Annotated in this window: 25 protein-coding genes; all 25 read right to left on the bottom strand. The window is 41.7% G+C overall.

What is annotated here, in order from left to right:
* Positions 1 to 108: 108 nt before the first annotated feature.
* Positions 109 to 1,806, bottom strand: coding sequence for a proline--tRNA ligase (locus QRN39_RS06310; RefSeq protein WP_050945032.1), 1,698 nt, complete (start codon positions 1,804 to 1,806; stop codon positions 109 to 111).
* Positions 1,807 to 1,885: 79 nt separating this feature from the next.
* Positions 1,886 to 3,151 (bottom strand): RIP metalloprotease RseP, encoded by a 1,266-nt coding sequence (rseP, locus tag QRN39_RS06305; protein WP_106055909.1) that lies wholly within the window; start codon positions 3,149 to 3,151, stop codon positions 1,886 to 1,888.
* Positions 3,152 to 3,157: 6 nt separating this feature from the next.
* Positions 3,158 to 4,309 carry a 1-deoxy-D-xylulose-5-phosphate reductoisomerase gene (gene dxr, locus QRN39_RS06300; RefSeq protein ID WP_106032950.1) on the bottom strand — a complete coding sequence of 384 codons (1,152 nt, stop codon included), beginning with the start codon at positions 4,307 to 4,309 and terminating at the stop codon, positions 3,158 to 3,160.
* A gap of 39 nt (positions 4,310 to 4,348) precedes the next feature.
* Positions 4,349 to 5,143 carry a phosphatidate cytidylyltransferase gene (locus QRN39_RS06295; RefSeq protein WP_044141895.1) on the bottom strand — a complete coding sequence of 265 codons (795 nt, stop codon included), beginning with the start codon at positions 5,141 to 5,143 and terminating at the stop codon, positions 4,349 to 4,351.
* A gap of 12 nt (positions 5,144 to 5,155) precedes the next feature.
* A complete protein-coding gene (locus QRN39_RS06290; RefSeq protein ID WP_003212321.1) occupies positions 5,156 to 5,938 on the bottom strand; it encodes an isoprenyl transferase in 783 nt (260 codons plus the stop codon).
* A gap of 129 nt (positions 5,939 to 6,067) precedes the next feature.
* Positions 6,068 to 6,625 carry a ribosome recycling factor gene (gene frr, locus QRN39_RS06285; RefSeq protein ID WP_003212469.1) on the bottom strand — a complete coding sequence of 186 codons (558 nt, stop codon included), beginning with the start codon at positions 6,623 to 6,625 and terminating at the stop codon, positions 6,068 to 6,070.
* 1 nt (position 6,626) lies between these two features.
* Entirely contained in the window at positions 6,627 to 7,349 is a 723-nt protein-coding gene (gene pyrH, locus QRN39_RS06280) for a UMP kinase (RefSeq protein ID WP_003210919.1), read from the bottom strand.
* A 134-nt stretch (positions 7,350 to 7,483) separates the two neighbouring features.
* The gene (gene tsf, locus QRN39_RS06275) at positions 7,484 to 8,365 is read right to left on the bottom strand and encodes a translation elongation factor Ts (RefSeq protein ID WP_003211584.1); all 882 of its coding nucleotides are present in this window, start codon (positions 8,363 to 8,365) and stop codon (positions 7,484 to 7,486) included.
* A 91-nt stretch (positions 8,366 to 8,456) separates the two neighbouring features.
* Positions 8,457 to 9,191: a 30S ribosomal protein S2 gene (gene rpsB / locus QRN39_RS06270; protein WP_003212093.1), complete on the bottom strand. Its 735-nt coding sequence runs from the start codon at positions 9,189 to 9,191 to the stop codon at positions 8,457 to 8,459.
* Positions 9,192 to 9,346: 155 nt separating this feature from the next.
* A complete protein-coding gene (locus QRN39_RS06265; protein ID WP_050945035.1) occupies positions 9,347 to 9,886 on the bottom strand; it encodes a Swarming motility protein SwrB in 540 nt (179 codons plus the stop codon).
* 21 nt (positions 9,887 to 9,907) lie between these two features.
* Positions 9,908 to 10,675, bottom strand: coding sequence for a FliA/WhiG family RNA polymerase sigma factor (locus QRN39_RS06260; RefSeq protein WP_012009976.1), 768 nt, complete (start codon positions 10,673 to 10,675; stop codon positions 9,908 to 9,910).
* A gap of 24 nt (positions 10,676 to 10,699) precedes the next feature.
* Positions 10,700 to 11,200, bottom strand: coding sequence for a chemotaxis protein CheD (locus QRN39_RS06255; protein WP_003212153.1), 501 nt, complete (start codon positions 11,198 to 11,200; stop codon positions 10,700 to 10,702).
* Positions 11,200 to 11,826, bottom strand: a complete 627-nt coding sequence (locus QRN39_RS06250; RefSeq protein ID WP_003211405.1) for a chemotaxis protein CheC — start codon at positions 11,824 to 11,826, stop codon at positions 11,200 to 11,202. Before QRN39_RS06250 ends, QRN39_RS06255 begins: the two co-directional genes overlap by 1 nt.
* 12 nt (positions 11,827 to 11,838) lie before the next feature.
* Positions 11,839 to 12,300 carry a chemotaxis protein CheW gene (locus QRN39_RS06245; protein ID WP_003211606.1) on the bottom strand — a complete coding sequence of 154 codons (462 nt, stop codon included), beginning with the start codon at positions 12,298 to 12,300 and terminating at the stop codon, positions 11,839 to 11,841.
* Between the two features lie 24 nt (positions 12,301 to 12,324).
* Positions 12,325 to 14,355 carry a chemotaxis protein CheA gene (locus QRN39_RS06240; RefSeq protein ID WP_284906496.1) on the bottom strand — a complete coding sequence of 677 codons (2,031 nt, stop codon included), beginning with the start codon at positions 14,353 to 14,355 and terminating at the stop codon, positions 12,325 to 12,327.
* Between the two features lie 5 nt (positions 14,356 to 14,360).
* Positions 14,361 to 15,434 (bottom strand): protein-glutamate methylesterase/protein-glutamine glutaminase, encoded by a 1,074-nt coding sequence (locus tag QRN39_RS06235; RefSeq protein WP_003210900.1) that lies wholly within the window; start codon positions 15,432 to 15,434, stop codon positions 14,361 to 14,363.
* A complete protein-coding gene (locus QRN39_RS06230; RefSeq protein WP_106028951.1) occupies positions 15,431 to 16,336 on the bottom strand; it encodes a MinD/ParA family protein in 906 nt (301 codons plus the stop codon). The genes QRN39_RS06235 and QRN39_RS06230 overlap by 4 nt, the downstream gene beginning before the upstream one ends.
* Positions 16,333 to 17,448: a flagellar biosynthesis GTPase FlhF gene (gene flhF / locus QRN39_RS06225; RefSeq protein ID WP_284906493.1), complete on the bottom strand. Its 1,116-nt coding sequence runs from the start codon at positions 17,446 to 17,448 to the stop codon at positions 16,333 to 16,335. The genes QRN39_RS06230 and flhF overlap by 4 nt, the downstream gene beginning before the upstream one ends.
* Positions 17,448 to 19,481, bottom strand: coding sequence for a flagellar biosynthesis protein FlhA (flhA, locus tag QRN39_RS06220; RefSeq protein WP_003212241.1), 2,034 nt, complete (start codon positions 19,479 to 19,481; stop codon positions 17,448 to 17,450). The genes flhF and flhA overlap by 1 nt, the downstream gene beginning before the upstream one ends.
* A 29-nt stretch (positions 19,482 to 19,510) precedes the next feature.
* Positions 19,511 to 20,599 carry a flagellar biosynthesis protein FlhB gene (gene flhB, locus QRN39_RS06215; protein WP_284906491.1) on the bottom strand — a complete coding sequence of 363 codons (1,089 nt, stop codon included), beginning with the start codon at positions 20,597 to 20,599 and terminating at the stop codon, positions 19,511 to 19,513.
* Entirely contained in the window at positions 20,596 to 21,375 is a 780-nt protein-coding gene (gene fliR / locus QRN39_RS06210) for a flagellar biosynthetic protein FliR (RefSeq protein ID WP_012009967.1), read from the bottom strand. The genes flhB and fliR overlap by 4 nt, the downstream gene beginning before the upstream one ends.
* Before the next feature lie 6 nt (positions 21,376 to 21,381).
* Positions 21,382 to 21,651, bottom strand: a complete 270-nt coding sequence (fliQ, locus tag QRN39_RS06205; protein ID WP_003211206.1) for a flagellar biosynthesis protein FliQ — start codon at positions 21,649 to 21,651, stop codon at positions 21,382 to 21,384.
* 16 nt (positions 21,652 to 21,667) lie between these two features.
* Positions 21,668 to 22,333 carry a flagellar type III secretion system pore protein FliP gene (gene fliP, locus QRN39_RS06200; RefSeq protein WP_003211147.1) on the bottom strand — a complete coding sequence of 222 codons (666 nt, stop codon included), beginning with the start codon at positions 22,331 to 22,333 and terminating at the stop codon, positions 21,668 to 21,670.
* The gene (fliZ, locus tag QRN39_RS06195; protein ID WP_226805181.1) at positions 22,326 to 22,985 is read right to left on the bottom strand and encodes a flagella biosynthesis regulatory protein FliZ; all 660 of its coding nucleotides are present in this window, start codon (positions 22,983 to 22,985) and stop codon (positions 22,326 to 22,328) included. The genes fliP and fliZ overlap by 8 nt, the downstream gene beginning before the upstream one ends.
* Positions 22,986 to 23,003: 18 nt before the next feature.
* Complete coding sequence (locus QRN39_RS06190; protein ID WP_003212360.1) at positions 23,004 to 23,366, bottom strand: response regulator; 363 nt, start codon at positions 23,364 to 23,366, stop codon at positions 23,004 to 23,006.
* Positions 23,367 to 23,370 lie beyond the last annotated feature (4 nt).

Below are 23,370 nucleotides of genomic sequence, written 5' to 3'. Positions count from 1 at the left end.
TTGCCGCCGTGTGATCGGTAATTGTTCATCCAAGACAGGACCCTCCTTTTGTCAATCAGAAAGGTACCTCTTTTCTACAGGAGGTACCTTCATTTTTTTGTTCGTTTTTTATGCTTGGCGTATAAAAGAAATCAGCTCATCAACAGATACTTCGTGTGATTCCCCTGATTTTCTAAACTTCACTTCAACAATGCCTTCTTCTGAACGTTTTCCGCAGCTAATGCGAATTGGCAGCCCAATTAAATCACTGTCTGCAAATTTCACGCCTGCTCGCTCCTGACGGTCATCGAAAAGTACGTCAAAGCCCTCATCTTCTAAGCGCTCGTATAACGTTTCAGCTAGCTCTTTTTGAGCATCGTTTTTCATATTTAATGCAAGGAGATGAAGGTCATATGGCGCAACAGCTTCCGGCCAAATGATTCCTTTCTCATCGTGATGCTGTTCAACAATCGCTGAAAGCGTTCTAGAGATACCGATACCATAGCAGCCCATAATCATTGGCTGCGCTCGACCATTCTCATCAAGGTACGTCGCATCCATTGACTCAGAATAACGAGTGCCTAGTTTAAAGACTTGTCCTACTTCAATCCCTTTAGCAAACTGGATTGTGCCTTCTCCATCTGGAGAAACGTCGCCTTCTTGGATCAAACGGAGATCTGTGAATTCTTTCACTGACACATCACGCGCAGGATTGACATTGATATAGTGATAATCCGCTTCGTTTGCACCTGCAACAGCATTTGTCATGCCTTTAACCGCAAGGTCTGCATAAATATCGACTTCTGCTTCCAGCTTCACTGGACCAACAAATCCAGGCTCTGTTCCAATGACTTCTAGTACTTCTTCGCGAGTAGCAAGCTCTACAAGCTGTGCTCCTACCAAGTTTTTCACTTTCACATCATTTACTTCATGGTCGCCTCTCGTCAGGATGAGAACATACGCATCATCTGCTTTAAACAAAACAGACTTGATACAAAGAGAAGGATCAACTTCTAAAAATCCAGCGATGTCTTGAATCGTTTTTGCTTGCGGTGTATGGACTTTTTCAAGTTCTTTGAAGTCCGCAGGATTTGCTTCTTCTCCTTGATATACAGCTTCAGCCATTTCAATGTTCGCAGCATAGGAAGATGTATCAGAGTATGCGATTGTATCTTCTCCTACTTCTGACAGTGCCATAAACTCATGTGTATCTTTTCCTCCCATTGCACCAGAATCTGCAATAACTGGTCTAAAATTAAGACCTACTTTTGAGAATACATTGGAGTAAGCTGTAAACATCTTGTTGTAAGTGTCATCAAGGCTTTCTGGTGAAGAATGGAATGAGTACGCATCCTTCATAATAAATTCACGTCCGCGCAGTAGCCCAAAACGCGGTCTCTGTTCGTCGCGGAATTTTGATTGAATTTGATAAAGAGTTAAAGGAAGCTTCTTATACGATTTCACTTCGCTGCGTACAAGTGATGTAATCACTTCTTCGTGCGTTGGGCCAAGTGCAAACTCACGGCCATGACGATCTTTCATACGCATCAATTCTGGACCGTATGTATACCATCTTCCTGACTCTTGCCACATTTCTGCCTGCTGCAGCACTGGCATTAACAGCTCAGCTGCTCCCGCCTTTTCCATCTCCTTGCGAACGATGGATTGAATATGCTGGATGACTTTATGAGCAAGCGGCAGATAATGATAGATTCCGCTTGTGTTTTGTCTAATGAACCCAGCTCTTACTAAGAGCTGGTGACTTTTTGCCTCAGCATCTGCTGGCACCTCTCGAAGAGTTGGTATGAAAGTCAGGGATTGTCTCATGTCGTTACACCTCATTTATGAAATAGGACTTCTCACAAAAACTCTTGTTTCCCGTAATGAGAAACAAGAGACATTGGTTTTATAAAAATAATCGCTGGATGTCATTCCACGTAACCACTAGCATTAACAGCATGAGGAATGCAACACCGATAAAGACAACAAGTGCTTCTTTCTCACGATTAATTGGTTTACCGCGAATGGCTTCAACAAACAAGAATAGTAAACGTCCTCCGTCTAGTGCAGGAATCGGCAATAAATTCACGATACCTAAGTTAATACTAAGGAACGCCGCAAACTGCATTAATGTTAACACACCTTGCTTAGCTACTTCTCCTGTCATGTCATAGATCCCAACAGGACCTGCTAACATATCTAGTGAAAATTGCCCTGTGACAATCTTTTGTAAGTTCGTTAAAATCAGACCTGCTGTTGAAATCACAGTCGTTCCTGAGGATGAAATAACCTTCAGAAATCCATTTTCCGTTGGCGGATAAGATCCGAAACGGCCAATGTTTTTTCCGTCTGCTTTCACAGCTTCTGGTACAACCTGCACAGTGCTTTCTTTGCCGTCTCGGTCAATGACGACATTCATTTTTTTCTCAGGGTTCTTTTGAACGGTTTGAACGACATCTGTCCAAGAATTCATTTTATCCCCGTTAATGGACACGATGTGGTCTCCCTGCATGAGTCCAGCTTCTGCCGCTCGGCCGTCTTTCGTCAGCTTGCCGAGTACAGGATCATCAACGGTGACCCCTTGAATAAACCCTAAAGCAACTAAAATCACATACGCCAAGATAAAGTTCATAATCGGTCCAGCTGCGATCGCTTTAATACGCTGCCATACCGTTTTTGATCCAAATTGACGATTGTACGGTGCGATTTGAATCTCTTCACCATCTGCAATATAAAAGCTTGTTTGACTTACATTGTAGCCAGTCAAAATATCTTCATTTCCAGCTTCATATCCTGAGATTCTCATGGCATGATCTAAATCAATCTGCTCAACTTCGATGACAAGTGCATCAGGATATTTTTCTTTATCATTTAAAATGATTTTTTCTACTTCATTTTGCTCATTGAATAAGAGCCCCACTGTATGACCTGGTTTAATTTCAATGACTTCAGGGTCCTCTCCTGCCATTTTAACAAATCCGCCAATAGGGAGAAGTCTAATGGTATAAACGGTTTCTTTTCGTTTAAAGGAGAAAATCTTCGGCCCAAAACCAATTGCGAACTCACGGCATAAAATCCCCGCTCGCTGCGCCATAATTAAATGGCCAAGCTCGTGGAAAAAAACGAGCGTTCCAAAAATAATAATAAACGCAATCACTGTATTCACGAACATACCACCTTATGTGAGGATTGATTGAACAAAGTCTCGTGTATCTTTGTCCACTTCATGGATATCTTGCAAACTAGGCGTTGAAATCACATGATGTCTGTTTAGTGCCTTTTCAATCAATTCTTCAATTTGCAGGAATGTTACTTTGCCTTTCAGAAATGCATCGACTGCCATTTCATTTGCTGCATTGAGCACAGCAGGCATTGTCCCTCCTATTTTACCTGATTCATAAGCAAAATGTAAGCAGCGATACCTGTCAAAATCCGCTTTTTGGAAATTCAATTGTCCAATCTCCCAAAGGTTCAATGATTTTGCTTCTGGTAATGGCGCCCTGTCAGGGTATGTGAGTGCATATTGAATGGGCACTCTCATGTCAGGTGTCCCTAACTGAGCCATGACGCTTTTGTCGTGAAATTCCACCATCGAATGGATAATGCTCTCTTTATGTAACAGCACATCAATTTGTTCATACGGTATATCAAACAACCAATGTGCCTCAATCACCTCGAGCCCTTTATTCATCATCGTCGCTGAATCAATGGTAATTTTCGCTCCCATCGACCAGTTTGGGTGGTTCAGCGCTTCTTCAACCGTAACACCTTCAAGTTCAGTTCGTTTTTTATCTCGGAAACTACCACCTGAGGCTGTCACGATTAAGCGTTCAATGTTTTTAGCTTGTTCACCTTGCAGGCATTGAAAAATAGCGGAATGCTCACTATCGACAGGAAGTAAAGGTACATCATATCTTTTCGCGTACTCTTTTACTATATGACCAGCTGTCACAAGTGTTTCCTTATTTGCGAGTGCAATCGTCTTTTTTTGTTCAATGGCCTTTAATGTTGGAACAAGCCCGACACTTCCGACAAGGGCATTGACCACAACGTCCACTGCTTCATAGGTCGCTGCTTCGATGTTGGCTTCATCACCAGCAGCCATCTTGACATCGTATTCAAATGAATGACCTTTTAGCGTGTGATAGGCCTCTTCACTTAAGCATCCGACAAATTCAGGCTGAAACTGTTCAATGATTGGTATGGCTTTGTCTACATTTCGGCCAAACGTCATGGCTTTTAGCTTAAATTTGTCTGGGTGCTGCCTCATCACATCTAATGTTTGTTCTCCAATTGATCCTGTTGCGCCTAATAGCGAAATATATCTCAAATTGCCACTCCTTCTCTCGTTCAATAAGTTTCTATGAGGTTAGCTGGCAAACGTTGCAAGCAATAAATATAAAAACGGCAGAACGAATAAAAAGCTGTCAAACCTGTCCAAAATCCCGCCATGTCCAGGGAGAATTGTCCCTGAATCCTTCACGTGGTAATGACGCTTTAAAGCAGATTCCACAAGGTCGCCAAGCTGTCCAAAGATACTGAGCAAAAGCGTAATAAACATAACGAGCAGATATGATGGCAAAAATCCTGTAACCGCCTGAAACACAAATGACAACACGACCGCTGTGACGATTCCGCCGATAAATCCTTCTACTGTTTTGTTTGGGCTGATCTCTGGCCAGAGCTTTCGTTTCCCCATCGATTTCCCAATAAAATAGGCACCTGAGTCAGTGGACCAAATAATCACTGCTGCGAAGAAGATCGCACTCATGCCATATAAGCCTCTAATTTGAATAAAATAATAGAAACTGACACCAATATATAATGTCGCTAATATTACAAAAGCAACCTCATCGAATGTGAAAGAGTTTTTGCTCAACACTGTATAAGTTAAAAGAATTAAGACTGCAAATAAAGCAATCTGCATTTTTGATGCGTCTACGTTCGGGAAGAAGCTATTCTCTCCGCCCATTAAAAGCCAAAGCAATATTAAGCTGACAATACCAGGAAAGCTAAAAATCGATATCTTTTTCATTCTTAGAAGCTCAAAGAGAGCGACACTTCCCATTAAGTAAATCAGCAGGGTAAATGGCATCTGTCCATATATAACTGCAAGTAAAAAGACTGCAGCTGCCAAAACACCCGTCAAAATTCTTTGTTTCATCTGCACCACCCTCTAAATTCCACCGAACCTCCGGCCGCGGCGCTGGTATTCTCCGATAGCGCCTATAAGATGCTCATCAGAAAAGTCAGGCCAAAGCACATCCGTAAAGACAAATTCGCTGTACGCAATTTGCCAAAGCATGAAGTTGCTTAATCTAATTTCTCCACTTGTGCGAATAAGCAAATCCGGATCTTGAAGAGATTCTGTCATTAAATAAGCTGAAAACATCTCTTCTGTGATGTCTTCTGCTTGAAGCTTACCTTCTTTGACTTTTTCAGAAATTTGTCTGCATGCGGAGACGATTTCTGTGCGCCCTCCATAGTTGAGCGCAAAATTCAAAATGAGCCCGTCGTTATTCGTCGTACTCTTTACTGCGTTCTCCACCGCTCTTTTCGTATGCTGCGGGAGGCCGTCTGGATCACCTGTTAAGCGAACACGGACATTTTCCTCGATGAGCTCGGGCAGGTAGATGTTTAAAAATTCTTCAGGAAGTTTCATTAAAAAGTCTACTTCTAGTTTTGGACGCTTCCAATTTTCTGTAGAGAAAGCATACAAAGTCAGCACTTTGACATTCAGCTCATTTGCAAGCTTTGTCATGCGCTTGACGACTTTCATTCCTTCATGATGTCCTGCTACCCGCGGAAGAGCACGTTTTTTTGCCCATCTTCCGTTCCCATCCATGATAATGGCGATATGTTCAGGAATTTCTCCATTTAATATGTCTTCTTTTGTCAGACTTTCTAAGTTGGAAGCTGCAGTTTGCTGATTCTTCCAATTTTTGAGTATATTGAGCATGAGATTCCTCCATCACCCAAAAAGGTTGCGTTTCCGCTAATAATATAGTCACCAACAGTATTAACAAAAAAACCCCCTGTAAACATGAAGAGGGTCTTTTCACTATTATCTATTGTACATAGTTTTTTCTTAAACTTCCATGATTTCTTTTTCTTTATCTTTCGTCACGTCATCAATTTTAGCGACATATTCATCTGTCAATTTTTGAACATCCTCTGTTGATGATCTTAATTCATCTTCAGTGATCTCACCATTTTTCTCGAGCTTTTTCAACTCATCGTTTGCATCACGACGAACATTACGAACAGCTACTTTTGCTTCTTCTGAATATTTTCTTACCACTTTCACAAGCTCTTTACGTCTTTCTTCTGTTAGTGCAGGAATTGCAATACGGATCACATTTCCGTCACTTGTTGGCGTGATGCCAAGATCAGACTTTTGGATCGATTTTTCGATATCACCGATAGCTGTTTTATCATAAGGTGTGATAATCAGCATACGTGCTTCTGGCACTGTGATTGACGCGATTTGGTTAAGTGGTGTTTGTGCACCGTAATAATCAACCGTCACTTTATCAAGCAATGAAGCATTTGCTCTGCCCGCACGAACAGTTGCAAGTTCACGTCCGTATGCTTGAACGGCTTTTTCCATTTTTTCTTTCGTTTGGTTCAATACTTCTTTTGACACGTTATTTCCCCCTCACAATCGTTCCAATTGATTCGCCATTTACGGCACGTTTAATATTTCCTTCTTCCATAATAGAGAATACGATTAATGGAATGTCATTGTCCATACATAATGAGGACGCAGTAGAATCCATTACTGCAAGCCCTTCTTTTAGCACATCAAGATATGAAAGCTTGTCATATTTTACTGCATCCGCATCTGTACGAGGATCAGCACTGTAGACACCGTCTACATTATTTTTCGCCATTAAAATGACATCTGCTTCAATTTCTGCTGCACGAAGTGCTGCCGTTGTATCTGTAGAGAAATAAGGGTTACCAGTACCTGCAGCAAAAATTACGACACGTTTCTTCTCAAGATGACGGATCGCTTTTCTTCTTATGTATGGTTCTGCAACCTGTCTCATTTCGATAGAGGTTTGTACCCTAGACTGAATGCCAAGCGTTTCTAGGCTGTCTTGTAGCGCGAGTGAATTCATCACTGTTGCCAGCATGCCCATGTAGTCTGCTGTTGCACGGTCCATTCCTAAGTCACTACCTGTCTTACCGCGCCAAAGGTTTCCTCCGCCTACAACAACTGCAACCTCAACATCTAGCTCTGCAATTTCTTTTACTTGCTTTGCAATTGAATGAATGACAGTTGGGTTAATTCCATTTCCAGCATCACCTGCTAGTGCTTCGCCACTTAGCTTCAGTACAATGCGATTATATTTCGGTTTGCTCATGATAACCTCCAAGTGTAAACTATACCGTCTCTTATTATGCGTAAGAAACTGCCTTTTGTAAATCAATATCCTCTAAAAAATAGGGAACACAGTGCTTGTGCTCCCTAAAAAAGCCCCAGAGAGCTTTTCAAACATTATTTTTTCACTTGGCTCATCACTTCTTCAGCAAAGTTGTCTTGACGCTTCTCGATGCCTTCGCCCACTTCATAGCGAACATAAGTTTGAACGCTTGCGTTTTTCGCAGCTACTACTTGTTTCACTTTTTCATCTGGGTTTTTAACGAAAGCTTGGTCAAGTAAGCAAATTTCTTCGAAGAATTTGTTTAGACGGCCTTCTACCATTTTAGCTACGATGTTTTCAGGTTTTCCTTCTTGAAGCGCTTGCTGCGTTAATACTTCGCGCTCACGGTTTGCTTCTTCTTCTGACACTTGGTCACGAGAAATGTATTTAGGGTTTACAGCAGCAACGTGCATTGCGATGTCTCTTGCAAGCTCTTCGTCAGTTGTTCCGTTAAGAACAGCTAACACACCGATGCGTCCGCCCATGTGTAAGTAAGAACCGAATGCTGCGTTATCTTCTTTCGTGATAACAGAGAAACGACGTAGAGTGATTTTCTCTCCGATTTTCGCAATCGCAGATGTGATATGCTCTTCAACTGTTGAACCGTTTTCCATTTTAGAAGCATGAGCTTCTTCAATTGTTGCAGGTTTAGCAGCAAGCAAATGATCAGCAAGTTCGTTAAGAAGTGATTGGAACCCTTCGTTTTTCGAAACGAAATCAGTCTCAGAGTTCACTTCTAGAATCACGCCTGTGTTGCCGTCAGTTTTGATAAGAGTTAATCCTTCTGCAGCAATACGGTCTGCTTTTTTCGCAGCTTTTGCAATTCCTTTTTCTCTTAGAAGATCGATTGCTTTGTCGATGTCACCATCAGTTTCTGTTAACGCTTTTTTACAGTCCATCATACCTGCACCAGTTTTTTGACGCAGTTCTTTAACTAATTGAGCAGTAATAGCCATTTTACATTTCCTCCTTCTATGTTAAAACACGGATTACTAGGTGAAAAAAAGGTGATAAAAGGCATTTCCCTCTTATCACCTTTTGAATAGGTTACGCAGTTGTTGTTTCAGTTTCTGTCGTTTCTTCTACAACAGCTTCTTCTTCGCCTTGTTTAGACTCAAGAATCGCATCTGCCATTTTAGCAGTTAGAAGTTTTACAGCACGGATTGCATCATCGTTTGCAGGGATCACAACATCAATTTCGTCTGGATCACAGTTTGTGTCAACGATACCGATGATTGGGATATTCAATTTACGAGCTTCTGCAACTGCAATACGCTCTTTACGAGGGTCGATAATGAAAAGTGCATCCGGAAGACCTTTCATGTCTTTGATTCCGCCTAGGAATTTTTCAAGACGTTCTAATTCTTTTTTCAGCTGAACGACTTCTTTCTTAGGAAGAACATCGAATGTACCGTTTTCTTGCATTTTTTCAATATCTTTTAAACGTTTGATACGTTTTTGGATTGTTTCAAAGTTTGTCAAAGTTCCACCAAGCCAGCGTTGGTTCACATAGAACATACCAGAACGGATTGCTTCTTCTTTCACTGAATCTTGTGCTTGCTTTTTCGTACCAACGAAAAGGATTTTTCCTCCGTCAGCAGCAAGGTTTTTCGTGAAGTTGTAAGCTTCCTCTACTTTTTTCACCGTTTTTTGAAGATCGATGATGTAGATACCGTTACGCTCTGTAAAGATGTAACGCTTCATTTTTGGGTTCCAGCGGCGCGTTTGGTGACCGAAGTGAACACCAGCTTCTAGCAATTGTTTCATAGAAATAACTGACATGTTGTTGCCTCCTAATATAATGGTTTTTTTTCCTCCGCTCAAGTCATGTTCACATAAAACTGCGCCACGGCAGCACCTTCATATGAATCATTAAGCGTGTGTATTTAACACCAAGAAATAATATAACACATGATGGACTGACAATCAAGAATCCTTTACAGCTTTCCGCTAAATTTTAATAAAAGCTCGATTTCTGTCTTGCCCGTTTTCAGTTCTTTCGCTATTTCTTCTAGCGAATGCCCTTGGTCATATAAGGTCTTCACTTGGTCCTCGAATGTTTCTTCTACTTCACTTTCAGAAGACGCAAAAGCGTCTGATTCAAGATGTGGAACGGGTTCGTTTACCTTCTCTTCCTGCACTTCGACTTCGCTAAGGAGAGCCGACAAGTGCTCTGGTACTGGATCTTCACTTTCTACCGATTGCTGGGATTCAATTGGTGTTTGTGGCTGCTTTGGTGTCTGAAAATCTGTTTTCAGCTCTTCAGCAGAAAAATCAGGGGAAGCGGCTGCCACTTTTGATAGTTTGTCATTCTCTTCTTTGACTTCCATCAAAAATGCAGCCAGGGTATTTTCCGTTTCTTCTAGAAGTTCTCGCTGCTTTTGTTCAGTTGCCTTCAGCGAATTCATTCTCGTATATAAAATGATCACAAAATAAATAAGTGCAGCATGAAGCATGAAGCTAATCAGCCATAACATATTTTTTCACTCACTAACTCTTTAAGATTGAATGGCTTTATCAAGCAGATGCTTAAGCTTGAACAATGCCTTTGAATGAATTTGCGAAATGCGTGAGGTCGATAAATTGAGCACGTGACCGATTTCCGTTAACGTCAGTTCCTCTTTATAGAAAAGACTGATCACGAGCTTTTCTTTTTCAGATAGCTCGGTCATTTTTTCAGCAAGCTGTTCTATTAATTCATCTTTCAGCATCTTCTCTTCAGGTGTCACAGTTTTCTCGTCGCGAATCATGACTTGGACGTTTTCACCGTCTTCTTGATCATGCAGCTTCTCGTCGATTGAAAGCAGATTTGCAAAGAAACCTTCATTCATTGTTGTGACAACATCCTGTTCACTCATGCCAAGTTCCTCTGCCACTTCTGTCGGCGTCACATTTCGTAAATAGCGTTGTTCAAGCTTTTCAATAGCCGCTTCTACTTTTTTTGTTTTTTCTCTTGATGTACGAGGCAGCCAGTCCTCTTTACGAAGACCGTCGATGATGGCCCCGCGGATTCTGAAGGATGCATATGTATCAAACTTCAGATCTCTTCCGGGGTCGAATTTTTCAAGGGCATCATATAAACCGAGCATCCCTAGACTGATCAAGTCTTCTTTATGCACTGACTTCGGGAGACCGATGGAAATTCTTCCAACATGATATGTGACGAGCGGCATATAGCGGCGCATAAGATCATCTCCAGCAGCTGGGTCCTTCCACTCTTTCCATCTAGCCCATAGCGCCTGATCTTCGTAATTTAAGGATTGCATCTTTCTCCCCCTATACTTCCTTAGTTATATCTTCATAATGCCTTGCTTCACAGTGCGGATCTCAAGCTCTGTCGTAAGCGGGTCAAATTCAATCGTACGACCATTGTTCCCGCCCGTATCCTCACTAATGATCGGGATGCGATAAAGAGACAGATGTTCTTTAACAGCTGATACGTTTCTAGGTCCAATTCTCATCAGATCATTGGTTGACTTAAACTTAAACATTTCTGCGCCACCAGCAAGTTTTGCCTTTAGCGCATGTTTGCGCGCTCCTTCTTTAAGGAGCAGATCAATTGTATGCTTGACACCTGTATCTGCATATTTAGCCAAGTTCTCCACTGCCCCTTTTGCAAGGGATGAGTCTGGAAGCATGACATGGACAAGACCTGCCAGTTTTTTTTCTTGATCAAACAGAACAAGCCCTACACAAGAACCAAGTCCGGATGTCCGAATGCGGTCCGGTGTTTTCACAAGCTGAACATCCGCTATACCAACCTTTACAACTGCCGGAATCTGAACGTTCATTAAAGGTTACCTAATGCTTTGAATAGTTTTTCAAACGATTCAAAGTCTGGTAATAGAAACATATTTCCTTTCAGCTCTTGCTTATTTTGATCATCAAAAATTGATGTATCAATCACAATTGCCTGATCACCTAGAGGACTGAATTGCATTAACCCTTCGCTAATGACAGCCCCGAACATATCGAGCGTAACATCTGGAACACTTGGGTGAAGCTGCAATTTTGTTAAATCGGCAAGGGCTGATAAATAAGAGCCTGCTAAAATATTTCCCAGCTCGTGTAGTGCTGACGTCCCCATCACATGCTCGTGAATGGTATCAATATCAAATGCTGGATCTCGTACAAGCTCTCTTACAAATTGCTCAGCTTGCTCAAAGGGCATAATGAAAAAGATAGAGCCAGATAAATCTCCTTCCATTCGCAGGAAAATGCTTGCAACTGGGAGGTCTGCACCGCCAAAGAAATCCATTAATTCTTCAAACGAGAGAACCTTGACAAACGGAACAGCCATATCTATTTTGCGATCCAAAAGGCTGGCAAGAGCAGACGCGGCGTGGCCTGCTCCAATATTCCCAACCTCTCTTAATACATCCAGCTGTTCATCTTTTATTTCATTGAAAATGCTCATTTCACATCCTCCTTAATGAACAGGTGCATCTTGAACGCTCTTGTCGAGGACAGCACCAGGGTGAATGATATTAAATAGACGCTGATCATGCTTAATGATACCTGTTACCCATGATTGTCCTTCTTTTTCAGCTGACTCAGGAGAAGATTCTACTTCTTCTTGATGGACTGTAATGACATCATTCGCTTCATCAACAATCCAGCCGACTTCAATGTCACCAACTTGTACAATAATCATTCTTGTTTCATCTGTAATTTCATTGTCACTTGATCCAAGTCTCACTCTAAGATCGATGACAGGCGTCACGACACCGCGCAGATTAATAACACCGCATATATAAGGGGCAACGCCAGGGACTCTTGTCGGCTGCTGCCATTTTTCAATGGACTTTACTTCTGATACTGAAATGGCGTATTCTTTTTTGTTTACGATAAACACAATCATCTTTTCGCCAGTTTTGATATCTGTACTCATTTCAGACCGCTCCTCTATTGTTTTTTACTTGATCAGTGCATTACAGTCAACGATGAGTGCAACTTGACCGTCGCCTAGGATTGTTGCGCCTGAGATCGCAAACACGTTTGGCAGGTAATCTCCTAGTGATTTCAATACAACCTCTTGCTGACCAATAAATGAATCGACCACAAATGCTGTCAGCTTATCTCCTTTACGAACAACGATGATGTGCAGTTCTTCCTCTAATTCATTCGCATTTGGTACGTGGAATTGTTTCTTCAAGTACACGACCGGTACGATAAATCCGCGGAAATCAATTACTTCGCGATCATGCGTTTGAAGGATGTCGCTTTTCTTAATGACAGCCGTTTCAATAATAGAAGAAATCGGAATCGCAAATGTTTCCTCTTCCAGTTTTACAAGAAGTACAGAAATAATCGATAATGTAAGCGGAAGCTGGATCGAGAATAGTGAGCCCTGTCCTTCTGTTGAGTTGATGCTTACAGATCCGCCTAGTGATTCCAGCTTGTTTTTCACGACGTCAAGACCTACACCGCGGCCTGAGATGTCAGATATCTCATCAGCTGTAGAGAATCCTGCTGCAAAGATCAATGAATCAATTTGATGATCTTCAATGGTTTCCGCTTCTCTTTCTGTAATAACCCCGCGCTCTAATGCTTTTTCAAGCACTTTCTTACGGTTAATTCCGCCGCCATCATCTTCTACTTCAATGAAGACGTGGTTTCCGCTATGATACGCCTTTAATAGAACGGTTCCTTTTTCTGGCTTGCCTTTTTTCACACGTTCTTCTGGCGATTCAATTCCGTGATCTAGACTGTTTCTAAGTAAGTGTAGGAGCGGATCTCCAATCTCGTCGATGACTGTTCGATCAAGCTCAGTATCAGCACCTTCAATGATCAGTTCAATTTTTTTATTGAGCTCTTTCGTCAATTGACGGATCATACGTGGGAACCTGTTAAACACCGTTTCTACAGGAACCATTCTCATGTTCAGGATGATCGATTGCAGATCGCCTGAAATACGTGTCATTCTTTCGACCGTATCAGTGAGTTCGTTATTTTCAAGCTCTTTGGCAATCTGTTCTAAACGGCCTCTGTCAATCACCAGTTCTTCAAATAGATTCATAAGAGAGTCTAGACGATCGATGTTGACACGAATCGTTTTTGTTCCTCCTGCAGCTGAACCGTTATTGCTATTTGCTTTTGGTGCATCGTTTGCTGGTGCTTTCGCAGCAGGCACGGAGACTTCTTCTTTTTTCTGTTCAGGTTTTGCTTCTTGTTTTTCAGCTGGATTCGCTTCTTCAAATGCAGAAACTTCCGAGATCTCAACTTGTTCAACTTCTGAGATCGTCATCACGATTTTTTTCACTTCGTCCATCGGTTGTTTAGATAAATAAGAAATACTGAATTCAGATTCGAAATCTTCTGATTCTAAAAGTTCTGCATTTGGAACTGTTTTGACGACCTCGCCTGCTTCGTTCAGTCTTTCAAAGATCATATAGACACGAACGGCTTTTAATAGGCATGCGTCACTTAATGTTACATTGAGTTCATAGCATTTAAAGCCTTGTTCCCTCGCTTCATCAAGCACTGTTCGTTCAAATTCGTTATAGTCTAAGTCATTAGCAGCAGCCGCTGATACAGCCGCTGTTTCAACACTAGGAGCTGCCTCAGCATGGCTTCCTGTCACATCTAGCTTTTTACTAATCTCTGTGACATCGCGTTTCCCATCTCCGCCTTCTGCAATTGATTGAACCATTGCTTCAAGGTGATCAAGTGCTTCAAACATTGTGTCCATTGACTCAGGTGTGACAATCATTTGTTCATTTCGAATGGCATCAAACATGTTTTCTAAATGATGTGTTAGCTGAGCCATATCAGCGTAGCCCATCGTTGCACTCATGCCTTTCAATGTGTGAGCCGCTCTGAATATATCATTCACTAGCTGCAAGTCGGTTGGGTTCTTTTCTAAATCAAGAAGTTTTTCATTACAAGTTTGTAAGTGTTCTCTGCTTTCATCTAAAAAGATATCTAAGTATTGGTTTACATCCAACGTGTTCACGCCCTCTCTTTTTTCATGGAGCTTATAATTGCATGTGCGATGTCATCCACATGCCTTGTTTCATGTGCAAGGCCTGCTTTAATGACTGATTTAGGCATTCCGAAAACAACACATGATTCTTCTTTTTCTGCAATGACTTTTGTATGACCGCTTGCGACCATTTTTTTGACACCTTCTGTGCCGTCACTACCCATGCCTGTCATAATGACAGCAATTTTCTCGTAACCCTTTATATGACTGATGGATTCAAATAAATAGTTAACAGAAGGTTTGTGCCGGCTTTCCGTGTCCTCTGGAGATAGCCTGATGACTAAGGATGCCCCTTGTTCATGAAGTGACATATTCATTCCACCAGGCGCTATGTAAGCCACTCCATTTTTAGCGATGTCTCCATCTTGTGCTTCTTTAATCGAAATTTGAGATAAATGGTCTAACCTAGTAGCAAGTGATGCTGTAAATCCTGCCGGCATATGCTGCACAATCAAAATAGGTGCTTCTATGTCCTTAGGCAGCTTCGTGACAACTCGTTGAAGTGCCCTTGGCCCTCCCGTTGATGTTCCGATTGAAATAATCTTTCGGAGTGAGCCACTTTTTACGGCTTGCGGGCGAGGTGTAGCCACTGGAATTGGCGGCTTCATCACCGGCTTTGGAGAAACCTGTACTTCAGTGCGTTTCCTTGACAGCCCTGCCGCAAGCACCCGCTCTACAATTTGGCCTCTTACTTTGTGTAAATCGAGCGAAATACTTCCTGAAGGCTTTGTCACAAAGTCAAAAGCACCAAGTTCTAAGCAATGGATGGTTAAATCTTTCCCTTGCTTTGTCTGGCTTGACACCATAATCACGGCAAGGTCGTGTTCAGCCAGAATTTGTTTTAATGCTTCTGTTCCATTTAAAACAGGCATTTCCACATCTAATGTGACGACATCTGGATTCAGTTCCTTGATCCGTTTTAAGGCATCTTCCCCATTTCGCGCCGTTCCGACGACTTCTATTTCTTGCTCGGCACTTAGGAAATCACTAATGAGCTTTCGCATAAAGGCCGAGTCATCTACTACAAGCACTCTAATCATGAGTCCACCTTCCTCCTTTTAAAAAAAGAGGACAACTTATCTATAAACGTATGCTGCTCTCTCTGTGCCTCTCTTATCTGCTGTTGATAAAGTGTTTCTGCCAGCATCTTGATCGTTTTACTCAGCCGTGAATGTGGCTGCTTCATATAAAATGGAATTTGTTCAGCCACCGCTTTTGGAACCGCAGGATCATCCGGCACAGCACCAGCAAATACTAGTTTTCTGTGTAAAAATGATGTGACCACTCCTGCTAATTTCCGGTAGGTTTCTGACCCTTCTGACGGGGTTTTACACCGGTTGACAATGATTTGCACAGATTGTTCGAACTGATGAATCGCTAAGTGTTTAATTGCGCTGTAGGCATCCATGATTGATGTTGGTTCTGGCGTTGTCACAACCACAACTTCTCCTGCTGATAAAACAAAAGGCAGTTGATCTTTAGACAAGCCAGCCCCCATATCAAAGAAGATACAATCAAAGTCGTGCATCATTCTTTCCATTTCCTCTAGAAAGAACGACCATTGATCTTTATCTAAAGAAAACAGCTGTTCAAGTCCGCTGCCACCAGAAATGTAATAAAGGTTGTTCGTTCCTTGGGTCATAGCTGCTTGGAAGGATTTCTTCCTGACAAGAACATCTAATATAGAGCTAGTCGAAGTTTTTCCTAGTAAAATATCAATATTGCCCATACCAAAATCAAGGTCGATGACTAACACTCGCTTCCCTGCATTTGCGATAGACAGTGCCATATTCAGCGTCAAATTCGATTTTCCAACCCCACCTTTACCGCTCATGACAGCAATGGTTTTTGCCTGTCCGCTTATACCAAGAGGAGCTGGTGCGATCGTTTGATTCTGCTGAACGAGCTTTCTTAAACCTTCTGCTTGGTCGGGCTTCATCATTGTAAGACCATCCTTGTTAATTCAAGAGGAGAGCCCTCAAGAATATCCTCAGGAACATTTTGACCATTTGTTAAAAAGCCAAGTCCAATTTGAGAGTCTGCAATGATTTGAAAGATGGTTCCCATCGTGTCTGTTTCATCTACCTTTGTAAAAATGAATTGATCGATTGGAACGTGTTCAAAGCGTTTAACCATGGCTTTCATGTCCTGATACTTCGAGGTCGCACTCATCACTAGGAAACTTTGAATGCTTTCATTAAATGGAATGATGTCTGTCAGCTCTTTGATATACGCTTCTTCTTTAAAGTTACGACCCGCTGTGTCTACGAAAATATGATCATACTCTTTAAACGTCTCTTGAGCTTTTACAAAATCCTCTCTCGAATAACAAACCTCAAGCGGTGCATTGAGCAGTTCCGCATATGTTTTCAGTTGTTCGATCGCTGCAATTCGGTACGTATCTGTTGTAATAAAAGCGATTTTCTTTTGCTTCTGAATGGCCGTTTTGGCAGCGAGCTTTGCAATCGTTGTTGTTTTACCAGCTCCAGTTGAACCAAACAGCACAATGTATTTTGAACGAATCATCGGCTCATCAGAGGTGTGAGCCGGCAGCATATCTGTCAGCTGTTGTTCAAGTTCTTTTTGAATTTGATCTTCCTTGACAGCACCCTTCGTTAAAAGACCTTTGAGGCATTCGTCTCGAATGACATCATCAAGACCTTGATCCTTCAGTTTTTGATCGATTGCCATGAGAGGATCAGGCAGAATACCAGCATGCCGCTCATTCCTCGCATATTCTAAAGGCTGAGCTTGAGAAGGTACTGTTTTCACTGCCTCAGGAGCAAGAGACGGCTCTTCAGGCCGGTGTTGAATCTGCTCCTTTTTCGGAAATACTGGAAGAGGAGGCGCAGGGTGTCCACCTTTACCCGCTCTTTCTTCAAAATCTTGATCCAGCACTGCAATCACTTCAACCATTTGCTGTTTCTTTAAACCGAACAGCTTTCGTTTCACAACGGTTTTGGAATTTAAAATGACGGCATCCTTTCCAAGCTGCTGCCTAATTTGAATCGTTGCCTCCTGCATTGAATTCGCTGTGATTTTTTTCATTTTCATTAGATATCCACCACTCCGATGCTCTGTACTTCCACATTTGCTTCTAGTTCGTTATAAGATAGTACCGGTAAATCCGGGAAATATCTTTCTAACAGCTGCTTGACGTACATTCTTATAGGAGGTGAGCACAATAGAACCGGCGTTTCCTGACGAAGCGAAAGCTGTTCAATTTCTCTCGCCACTGATTGAATCACACTTTCAGAGGATTCTGGATCTAACGATAAGTAGTTGCCATGCTCTGTCTGCTGTACGCTGTCAGCAATCACCTTTTCCACTCGGCCTGAGCATGTCACGACTTTGAGCGATTCATTTTCTCTCGCATATTGTGCAGTAATCTGTCTTGCCAGCGCCTGTCTGACATACTCTGTTAACAAATCTGTATCCGTCGTTAATTTTCCGTAGTCTGCAAGCGTCTCAAAAATGGTGACAAGATTTCGAATAGAAACCTTTTCTTTCAGCAGTTTTGCCAACACTTTTTGAATATCACCAACTGCTAGTGGGTTTGGCGTCACCTCATCCACTAAGACAGGATAACTTTCTTTTAGATGATCGATTAATTGCTTCGTTTCTTGGCGCCCGAGCAGTTCGTGTGTGTTTTGTCTAATTTTCTCTGTGATGTGAGTAGACACAACCGATGCAGGATCTACAACCGTATAGCCAAGCATCTCAGCCTGATCTTTTTCTGCTTCTGAAATCCATTTAGCCGGAAGACCAAAGGATGGCTCAATTGTTTCAATCCCTTCAATCGGATCATCATCAGGCGTTGGAGACATCGCTAAGTAATGATCAAGCAGCAGCTCCCCTTTTGCCACTTCGTTCCCTTTTATTTTAAGTCGATACTCATTTGGGTTAAGTGCAATGTTGTCTCGAATTCGGACAACTGGAATCACAAGACCGAGTTCGAGGGCAAGCTGCCTTCGTATCATCACAATTCGGTCTAACAGGTCCCCGCCTTGATTTGCATCAGCGAGCGGGATGAGGCCGTAGCCAAATTCAAATTCAATGGCATCCATTTGCAGGAGATGAATAACGCTTTCTGGACTTTTCATCTCTTCTACCTCTGCCTGTTCCTCCAGTACCTCTTCAATTTCTTCTTGGTCTTGTTTGTTTTTCGACATCATGTATGCGCCAAGTGCAATTAAACCTGCGATCGGTCCTGTCAAAAGTATGCCGATTGGTGTAAACAGCCCAAGAAGGAAGATCGTGCCTGCTGTGACATAAAGCATAGCTGGGAATGCAAAGAGCTGACCTGTAATGTCTGATCCAAGGTTTCCGTTAGAAGCTGCTCTCGTAACAACAATCCCTGTCGCCGTTGAAATGAGGAGTGCCGGAATTTGAGAAACAATTCCGTCCCCTACTGTTAACAGGGTAAAGTGGGAAGCTGATTCTTGAATCGACATGCCTTGCTGAAGCATCCCAATAATAATTCCAAATATAATATTGATGATAACGATGATAATACCAGCGATGGCGTCCCCTTTAACGAACTTACTGGCACCGTCCATCGCTCCATAAAAGTCTGCTTCCCTCGCTACTTTTTCACGGCGGTTTCTTGCTTCACTTTCTGTCAGCATCCCTGCATTTAAATCAGCGTCAATACTCATTTGTTTACCTGGCATCGCATCAAGTGTAAATCTTGCCGCAACCTCTGATACACGCTCAGCCCCTTTAGTAATAACAATAAACTGAATGATGATCAGAATAAGGAAAACAACGAGACCAACGATGATATTTCCTCCAACAACAAATGAACCAAACGTTTCTACAACCTTTCCAGCATCTCCTGTTGAAAGAATAGAACGTGTTGTAGAGATGTTAAGCCCTAAACGAAACAGTGTTAAGAGCAAAAGCAATGATGGAAAAATTGAAAATTCCAGTGGTTCTTGCATGTTCATAGTGGTGAGAAGCACGATAAGCGCAAGAGAAATATTAATAATGATTAAAATACTTAATAGCATTGGCGGAAACGGTATGACCAGCATCGCCACAATTAAAATAACACTGAATATAACAGATAAATCTCTTGCTGACATGCCTGTTCTCTCCTTTTAAAACCAAAAATTCATAAAATCTTTTGTTTCGTTTTATAGACGTAAGCTAAAATTTCTGCGATCGCCTTAAAGTATTCCTCTGGGACCGCTTGGTCGATGTCGACCTGATCATATAGTGCCCGAGCGAGCGGCCGGTTTTCTACGGTCATGATATCGTGCTCTTTCGCAATCGTTCTAATTTTCAAAGCTAAAATATCTGTTCCCTTTGCCACAACAAAGGGCGCGTCCATCTTTTCTTCGTCATATTTCAAAGCAATTGCATAGTGGGTTGGGTTTGTAATGATGACGTCCGCTTTTGGGACTTCCTGCATCATCCGTCTCATGGCCATTTCCCGCTGGCGCTGTTTAATCTTAGATTTTATGAGCGGGTCACCCTCTGATTTTTTATACTCATCTTTGATGTCTTGTTTGGACATCCGTAAGTTTTTTTCATAATCAAATTTCTGATACATATAATCAAGCCCTGCTAAGATCATGAGAGCACCTGCTGCATATAGCCCCATAATCAAGGTCATATTTGCGACGAAATGAAGGGTTTCCTCTGCTGTTAATAAAGGAAGCCTCAGGATTTCGTCAAAGTGCATCCAAAGTGCAATAAATGTCGCAAAACCAATTAAACCAATTTTCAAAATGGATTTTAATAGCTCTACGAGGGCTCGAATACTGTATATCCGTTTAAACCCTTTAATAGGATCTAGCTTTTCTAATTTCGGTTTGATGATTTCTGTTGAAAAGAGAAAGCCAACTTGTAAATAGTTACTGATAACGCCTGCCAGCATACCAACACCAAGGATTGGCATGAGAAGGAGCCCTGTTTCATGAAGCAATTCCACAAATAGTTGATGAATATTAGATGTGCTAACCTTCATTAGCATCGTTGTTGAATAAAAACGTTCAATGAGCGCAATAATACGCTCTTTCATAAAAGGCCCAATAAAAAAGAATGATAAAAAGATTAATAGAAATGAGATGGCTGTATTGACGTCGGTACTTTTGGCAACCTGACCTTTTTTACGTGAATCTTGTCTCTTTTTCGGCGTTGCTTTTTCTGTTTTTTCACCTGCGAAAAATTGCAAGTCTAGTCTAAGTCTTGTCATCATGACGAACCACCGACCAATGCTAAGAAATTCCTCATGGTGAGTACAATCGTATCAAATGTATTTTGGACAACCCCGAAGATGACGCCCATACAGATGATGATCATAATAAAACTCACACCCATTTTAATAGGAAGTCCGACAACAAAAACGTTCATCTGTGGAACTGTTCGTGCCACAATGCCCAGTGCCAAATCGACCAAAAACAAGCTGGCAACGACCGGTGCTGAGATTTGAAAGGCAATGATGAACATTTGGTTGAAGCTCTTTGCAATAAAATAAGCAAAGGATTCACTGCCGAAATTCAGTGCGTACTGATCAACTGCAATATATTGAAAGCTGTAATAGATTCCATCAAGCAGCAGGTGGTGTGCATTGGTTGCCAGCATCAATAGCAATGTGACCGTATAAAAAAACTGCCCCATCAGCGGCGTTTGCGCCCCTGTTTGCGGATCAATCACATTGGCGATCGCAAAGCCCATTTGAAAATCAATAAATGAGCCGGCAATTTGAACAGCGGACACCATGATATATGCAATCAAACCAAGCAGAAGTCCGACCATTGCTTCTTTCACCGCAAGCATCATATAAAGACCGTCTATGTCGAGTGCTGGCGGTTCCTTAATCGTGCTAAAACTAATCACGGCTAAAAACAGAGAGAATCCAACTCTGTGTACAGCTGGGATCGTTCTATGCGCTAAAAGCGGTACTGTCACAAAAAAAGCGGTGATCCGAATAAAAACTAATAGAAAAGCAGGGAATAATTCTATGATTGACATCGCTCGTTAACCTGCAAATCGATCTAAATTCGAGAACAGCTCTGTCGTAAAGGACACAATGGTTGACAGCATCCATGGACCAAACACAACAAGCCCGATAAGAACTGCAACAATTTTAGGAATGAACGCAAGCGTCTGTTCTTGAATTTGGGTTGTCGCCTGAAACACACTGACAATCAGTCCCACAATAAGAGCGAGCGCTAGAAGCGGCCCACTGACAAGCAATACCACATACACTGATCTTTCAGCCATCGTAATGACAAATTCTGAACTCATGTTTTAAGCACCTACTCTAAAAGCTTTGCAGCAAAGATTTAACAATCAAATACCATCCATCGACTAAAACAAATAACAATATTTTAAAAGGGAGCGATATCATAACCGGCGGAAGCATCATCATCCCCATTGACATCAGAACACTTGCGACCACCATGTCAATAATTAAAAAGGGAATAAAGATCATGAAACCAATTTGAAATGCCGTCTTTAATTCTGAAATCGCAAAAGCGGGTACCATCGCCGTTAACGGAATATCTTTTATCGATTCAGGTGTATCGATTTTTGCGTAACTAAGAAATAAAGCCAAATCCTTCTGTCTCGTATGTTTACTCATAAATTCTTTAATGGGCACTTCGGCTTTTTCATATGCCTGATTGAGCGTAATGTCATCATTTAAAAGCGGCGTGAGTGCCTCTTTATTAATCTCTGAGAACGTGGGTGCCATGATAAAAAATGTGAGAAACAATGCAAGCCCTACAAGCACTTGGTTTGGCGGCATTGAGTTGGTTGCAAGTGACGTTCTAACGAATGAAAGTACAATCACAATTCGTGTAAAACACGTCATTAAAATGAGAATGCCTGGTGCAACCGAAAATACGGTTAAAAGTAAAAGAAGACGGACAGACGTGCTAATATTCCCTGCACCGCTGGAATTAAATAAATCGATAAACTCATTCATTTTGTTTCGGGCCTTTCTTTCTGACTTCTGATTGGGTCTTTTTCAATTCGGCTAGCTGCGCCTTCAAATTGGCTGAAAAAGAAGAAGTGGTTGGCTGATCCTGTTTCTTTATCTGAGATGTGAATTTTTGAACGATTTTTGGTAAATCTGTTTTACTTTCCATCGCTTCTTCATATTGTTTCACGATCGCTTCACATTCTTGTTCATCATCAATTTCTTTTAGCAGCTGGATTGAGTCCGCTACTCCGACAACTAATACTCGTTTGCCCACTTTGATAAGCTGGACTGAACGGTTTTGGCCAACCGTCGTTCCGCCAATATTTTCAACATAGCGAAATGGTTTAAGTAAGCGGTTTTGCTTACCAACAAATCTCACCAATCCATAAATAAGCAGGATGACAAAAAGTAAGGCACCAATCATTTTGACAAAATCCATAATGGAGACAGAAGAAGAGGGAACTTCTTCTGCCGGATTCGTTTGATTGTCAGTGGTTGTCTTTTCTGTATCCTTTTTGCTGCCTTTCTCTTCTTTGAGCCAGTCATTCACTGTGCCATTTTCAGGATCTTTCGTTTCAGCAAACAGTGAGGCAGGCTGTATCGTTAAGAAAAGCATAAAACTGATCATTGCTATACATACCAAACGTTTTTTCAACAAGTCTTACACCCTTTTTTAGCCTAACGTTTTATTAATTGCTTCAAGTACACGGTCTGCCTGGAACGGCTTCACGATAAAGTCTTTTGCACCTGCTTGGATCGCGTCAATAACCATTGACTGCTGGCCCATTGCTGAACACATGATGATTTTTGCAGAAGCGTCGATTTGTTTAATTTCTTTTAATGCTGTGATCCCGTCCATTTCTGGCATTGTGATATCCATTGTGACAAGATCAGGAGATGTTTCTTTAAATTTTTCAACTGCTTGAGCGCCGTTTTCTGCTTCTCCTACTACATCAAATCCGTTTTTTACAAGAATATCCTTTATCATCATTCTCATGAATGCTGCATCATCTACGATTAATACCTTAGTAGCCATTTAC

Source organism: Bacillus sp. lyk4-R2A-2 (assembly GCF_030209735.1).
Classification (GTDB): Bacteria; Bacillota; Bacilli; order Bacillales; family Bacillaceae; genus Bacillus; species Bacillus pumilus.
Note: the sequence above shows the minus strand (reverse complement) of the source record. Positions and strands in the feature narration are given on the sequence as shown.

Bases quoted from the DNA above. Each gene is read 5' to 3' on its own strand.
- QRN39_RS06310 (WP_050945032.1), bottom strand. From the start codon at position 1,806: ATGAGACAATCCCTGACTTTCATACCAACTCTTCGAGAGGTGCCAGCA.
- rseP (WP_106055909.1), bottom strand. From the start codon at position 3,151: ATGTTCGTGAATACAGTGATTGCGTTTATTATTATTTTTGGAACGCTC.
- QRN39_RS06295 (WP_044141895.1), bottom strand. From the start codon at position 5,143: ATGAAACAAAGAATTTTGACGGGTGTTTTGGCAGCTGCAGTCTTTTTA.
- QRN39_RS06290 (WP_003212321.1), bottom strand. From the start codon at position 5,938: ATGCTCAATATACTCAAAAATTGGAAGAATCAGCAAACTGCAGCTTCC.
- pyrH (WP_003210919.1), bottom strand. From the start codon at position 7,349: ATGAGCAAACCGAAATATAATCGCATTGTACTGAAGCTAAGTGGCGAA.
- tsf (WP_003211584.1), bottom strand. From the start codon at position 8,365: ATGGCTATTACTGCTCAATTAGTTAAAGAACTGCGTCAAAAAACTGGT.
- rpsB (WP_003212093.1), bottom strand. From the start codon at position 9,191: ATGTCAGTTATTTCTATGAAACAATTGCTAGAAGCTGGTGTTCACTTC.
- QRN39_RS06265 (WP_050945035.1), bottom strand. From the start codon at position 9,886: ATGTTATGGCTGATTAGCTTCATGCTTCATGCTGCACTTATTTATTTT.
- QRN39_RS06260 (WP_012009976.1), bottom strand. From the start codon at position 10,675: ATGCAATCCTTAAATTACGAAGATCAGGCGCTATGGGCTAGATGGAAA.
- QRN39_RS06255 (WP_003212153.1), bottom strand. From the start codon at position 11,200: ATGAACGTTCAGATTCCGGCAGTTGTAAAGGTTGGTATAGCGGATGTT.
- QRN39_RS06250 (WP_003211405.1), bottom strand. From the start codon at position 11,826: ATGAGCATTTTCAATGAAATAAAAGATGAACAGCTGGATGTATTAAGA.
- QRN39_RS06245 (WP_003211606.1), bottom strand. From the start codon at position 12,300: ATGAGTACAGATATCAAAACTGGCGAAAAGATGATTGTGTTTATCGTA.
- QRN39_RS06235 (WP_003210900.1), bottom strand. From the start codon at position 15,434: ATGATTAGAGTGCTTGTAGTAGATGACTCGGCCTTTATGCGAAAGCTC.
- QRN39_RS06230 (WP_106028951.1), bottom strand. From the start codon at position 16,336: ATGATGAAGCCCGACCAAGCAGAAGGTTTAAGAAAGCTCGTTCAGCAG.
- flhF (WP_284906493.1), bottom strand. From the start codon at position 17,448: ATGAAAATGAAAAAAATCACAGCGAATTCAATGCAGGAGGCAACGATT.
- flhA (WP_003212241.1), bottom strand. From the start codon at position 19,481: ATGTCAGCAAGAGATTTATCTGTTATATTCAGTGTTATTTTAATTGTG.
- flhB (WP_284906491.1), bottom strand. From the start codon at position 20,599: ATGATGACAAGACTTAGACTAGACTTGCAATTTTTCGCAGGTGAAAAA.
- fliR (WP_012009967.1), bottom strand. From the start codon at position 21,375: ATGTCAATCATAGAATTATTCCCTGCTTTTCTATTAGTTTTTATTCGG.
- fliQ (WP_003211206.1), bottom strand. From the start codon at position 21,651: ATGAGTTCAGAATTTGTCATTACGATGGCTGAAAGATCAGTGTATGTG.
- fliP (WP_003211147.1), bottom strand. From the start codon at position 22,333: ATGAATGAGTTTATCGATTTATTTAATTCCAGCGGTGCAGGGAATATT.
- QRN39_RS06190 (WP_003212360.1), bottom strand. From the start codon at position 23,366: ATGGCTACTAAGGTATTAATCGTAGATGATGCAGCATTCATGAGAATG.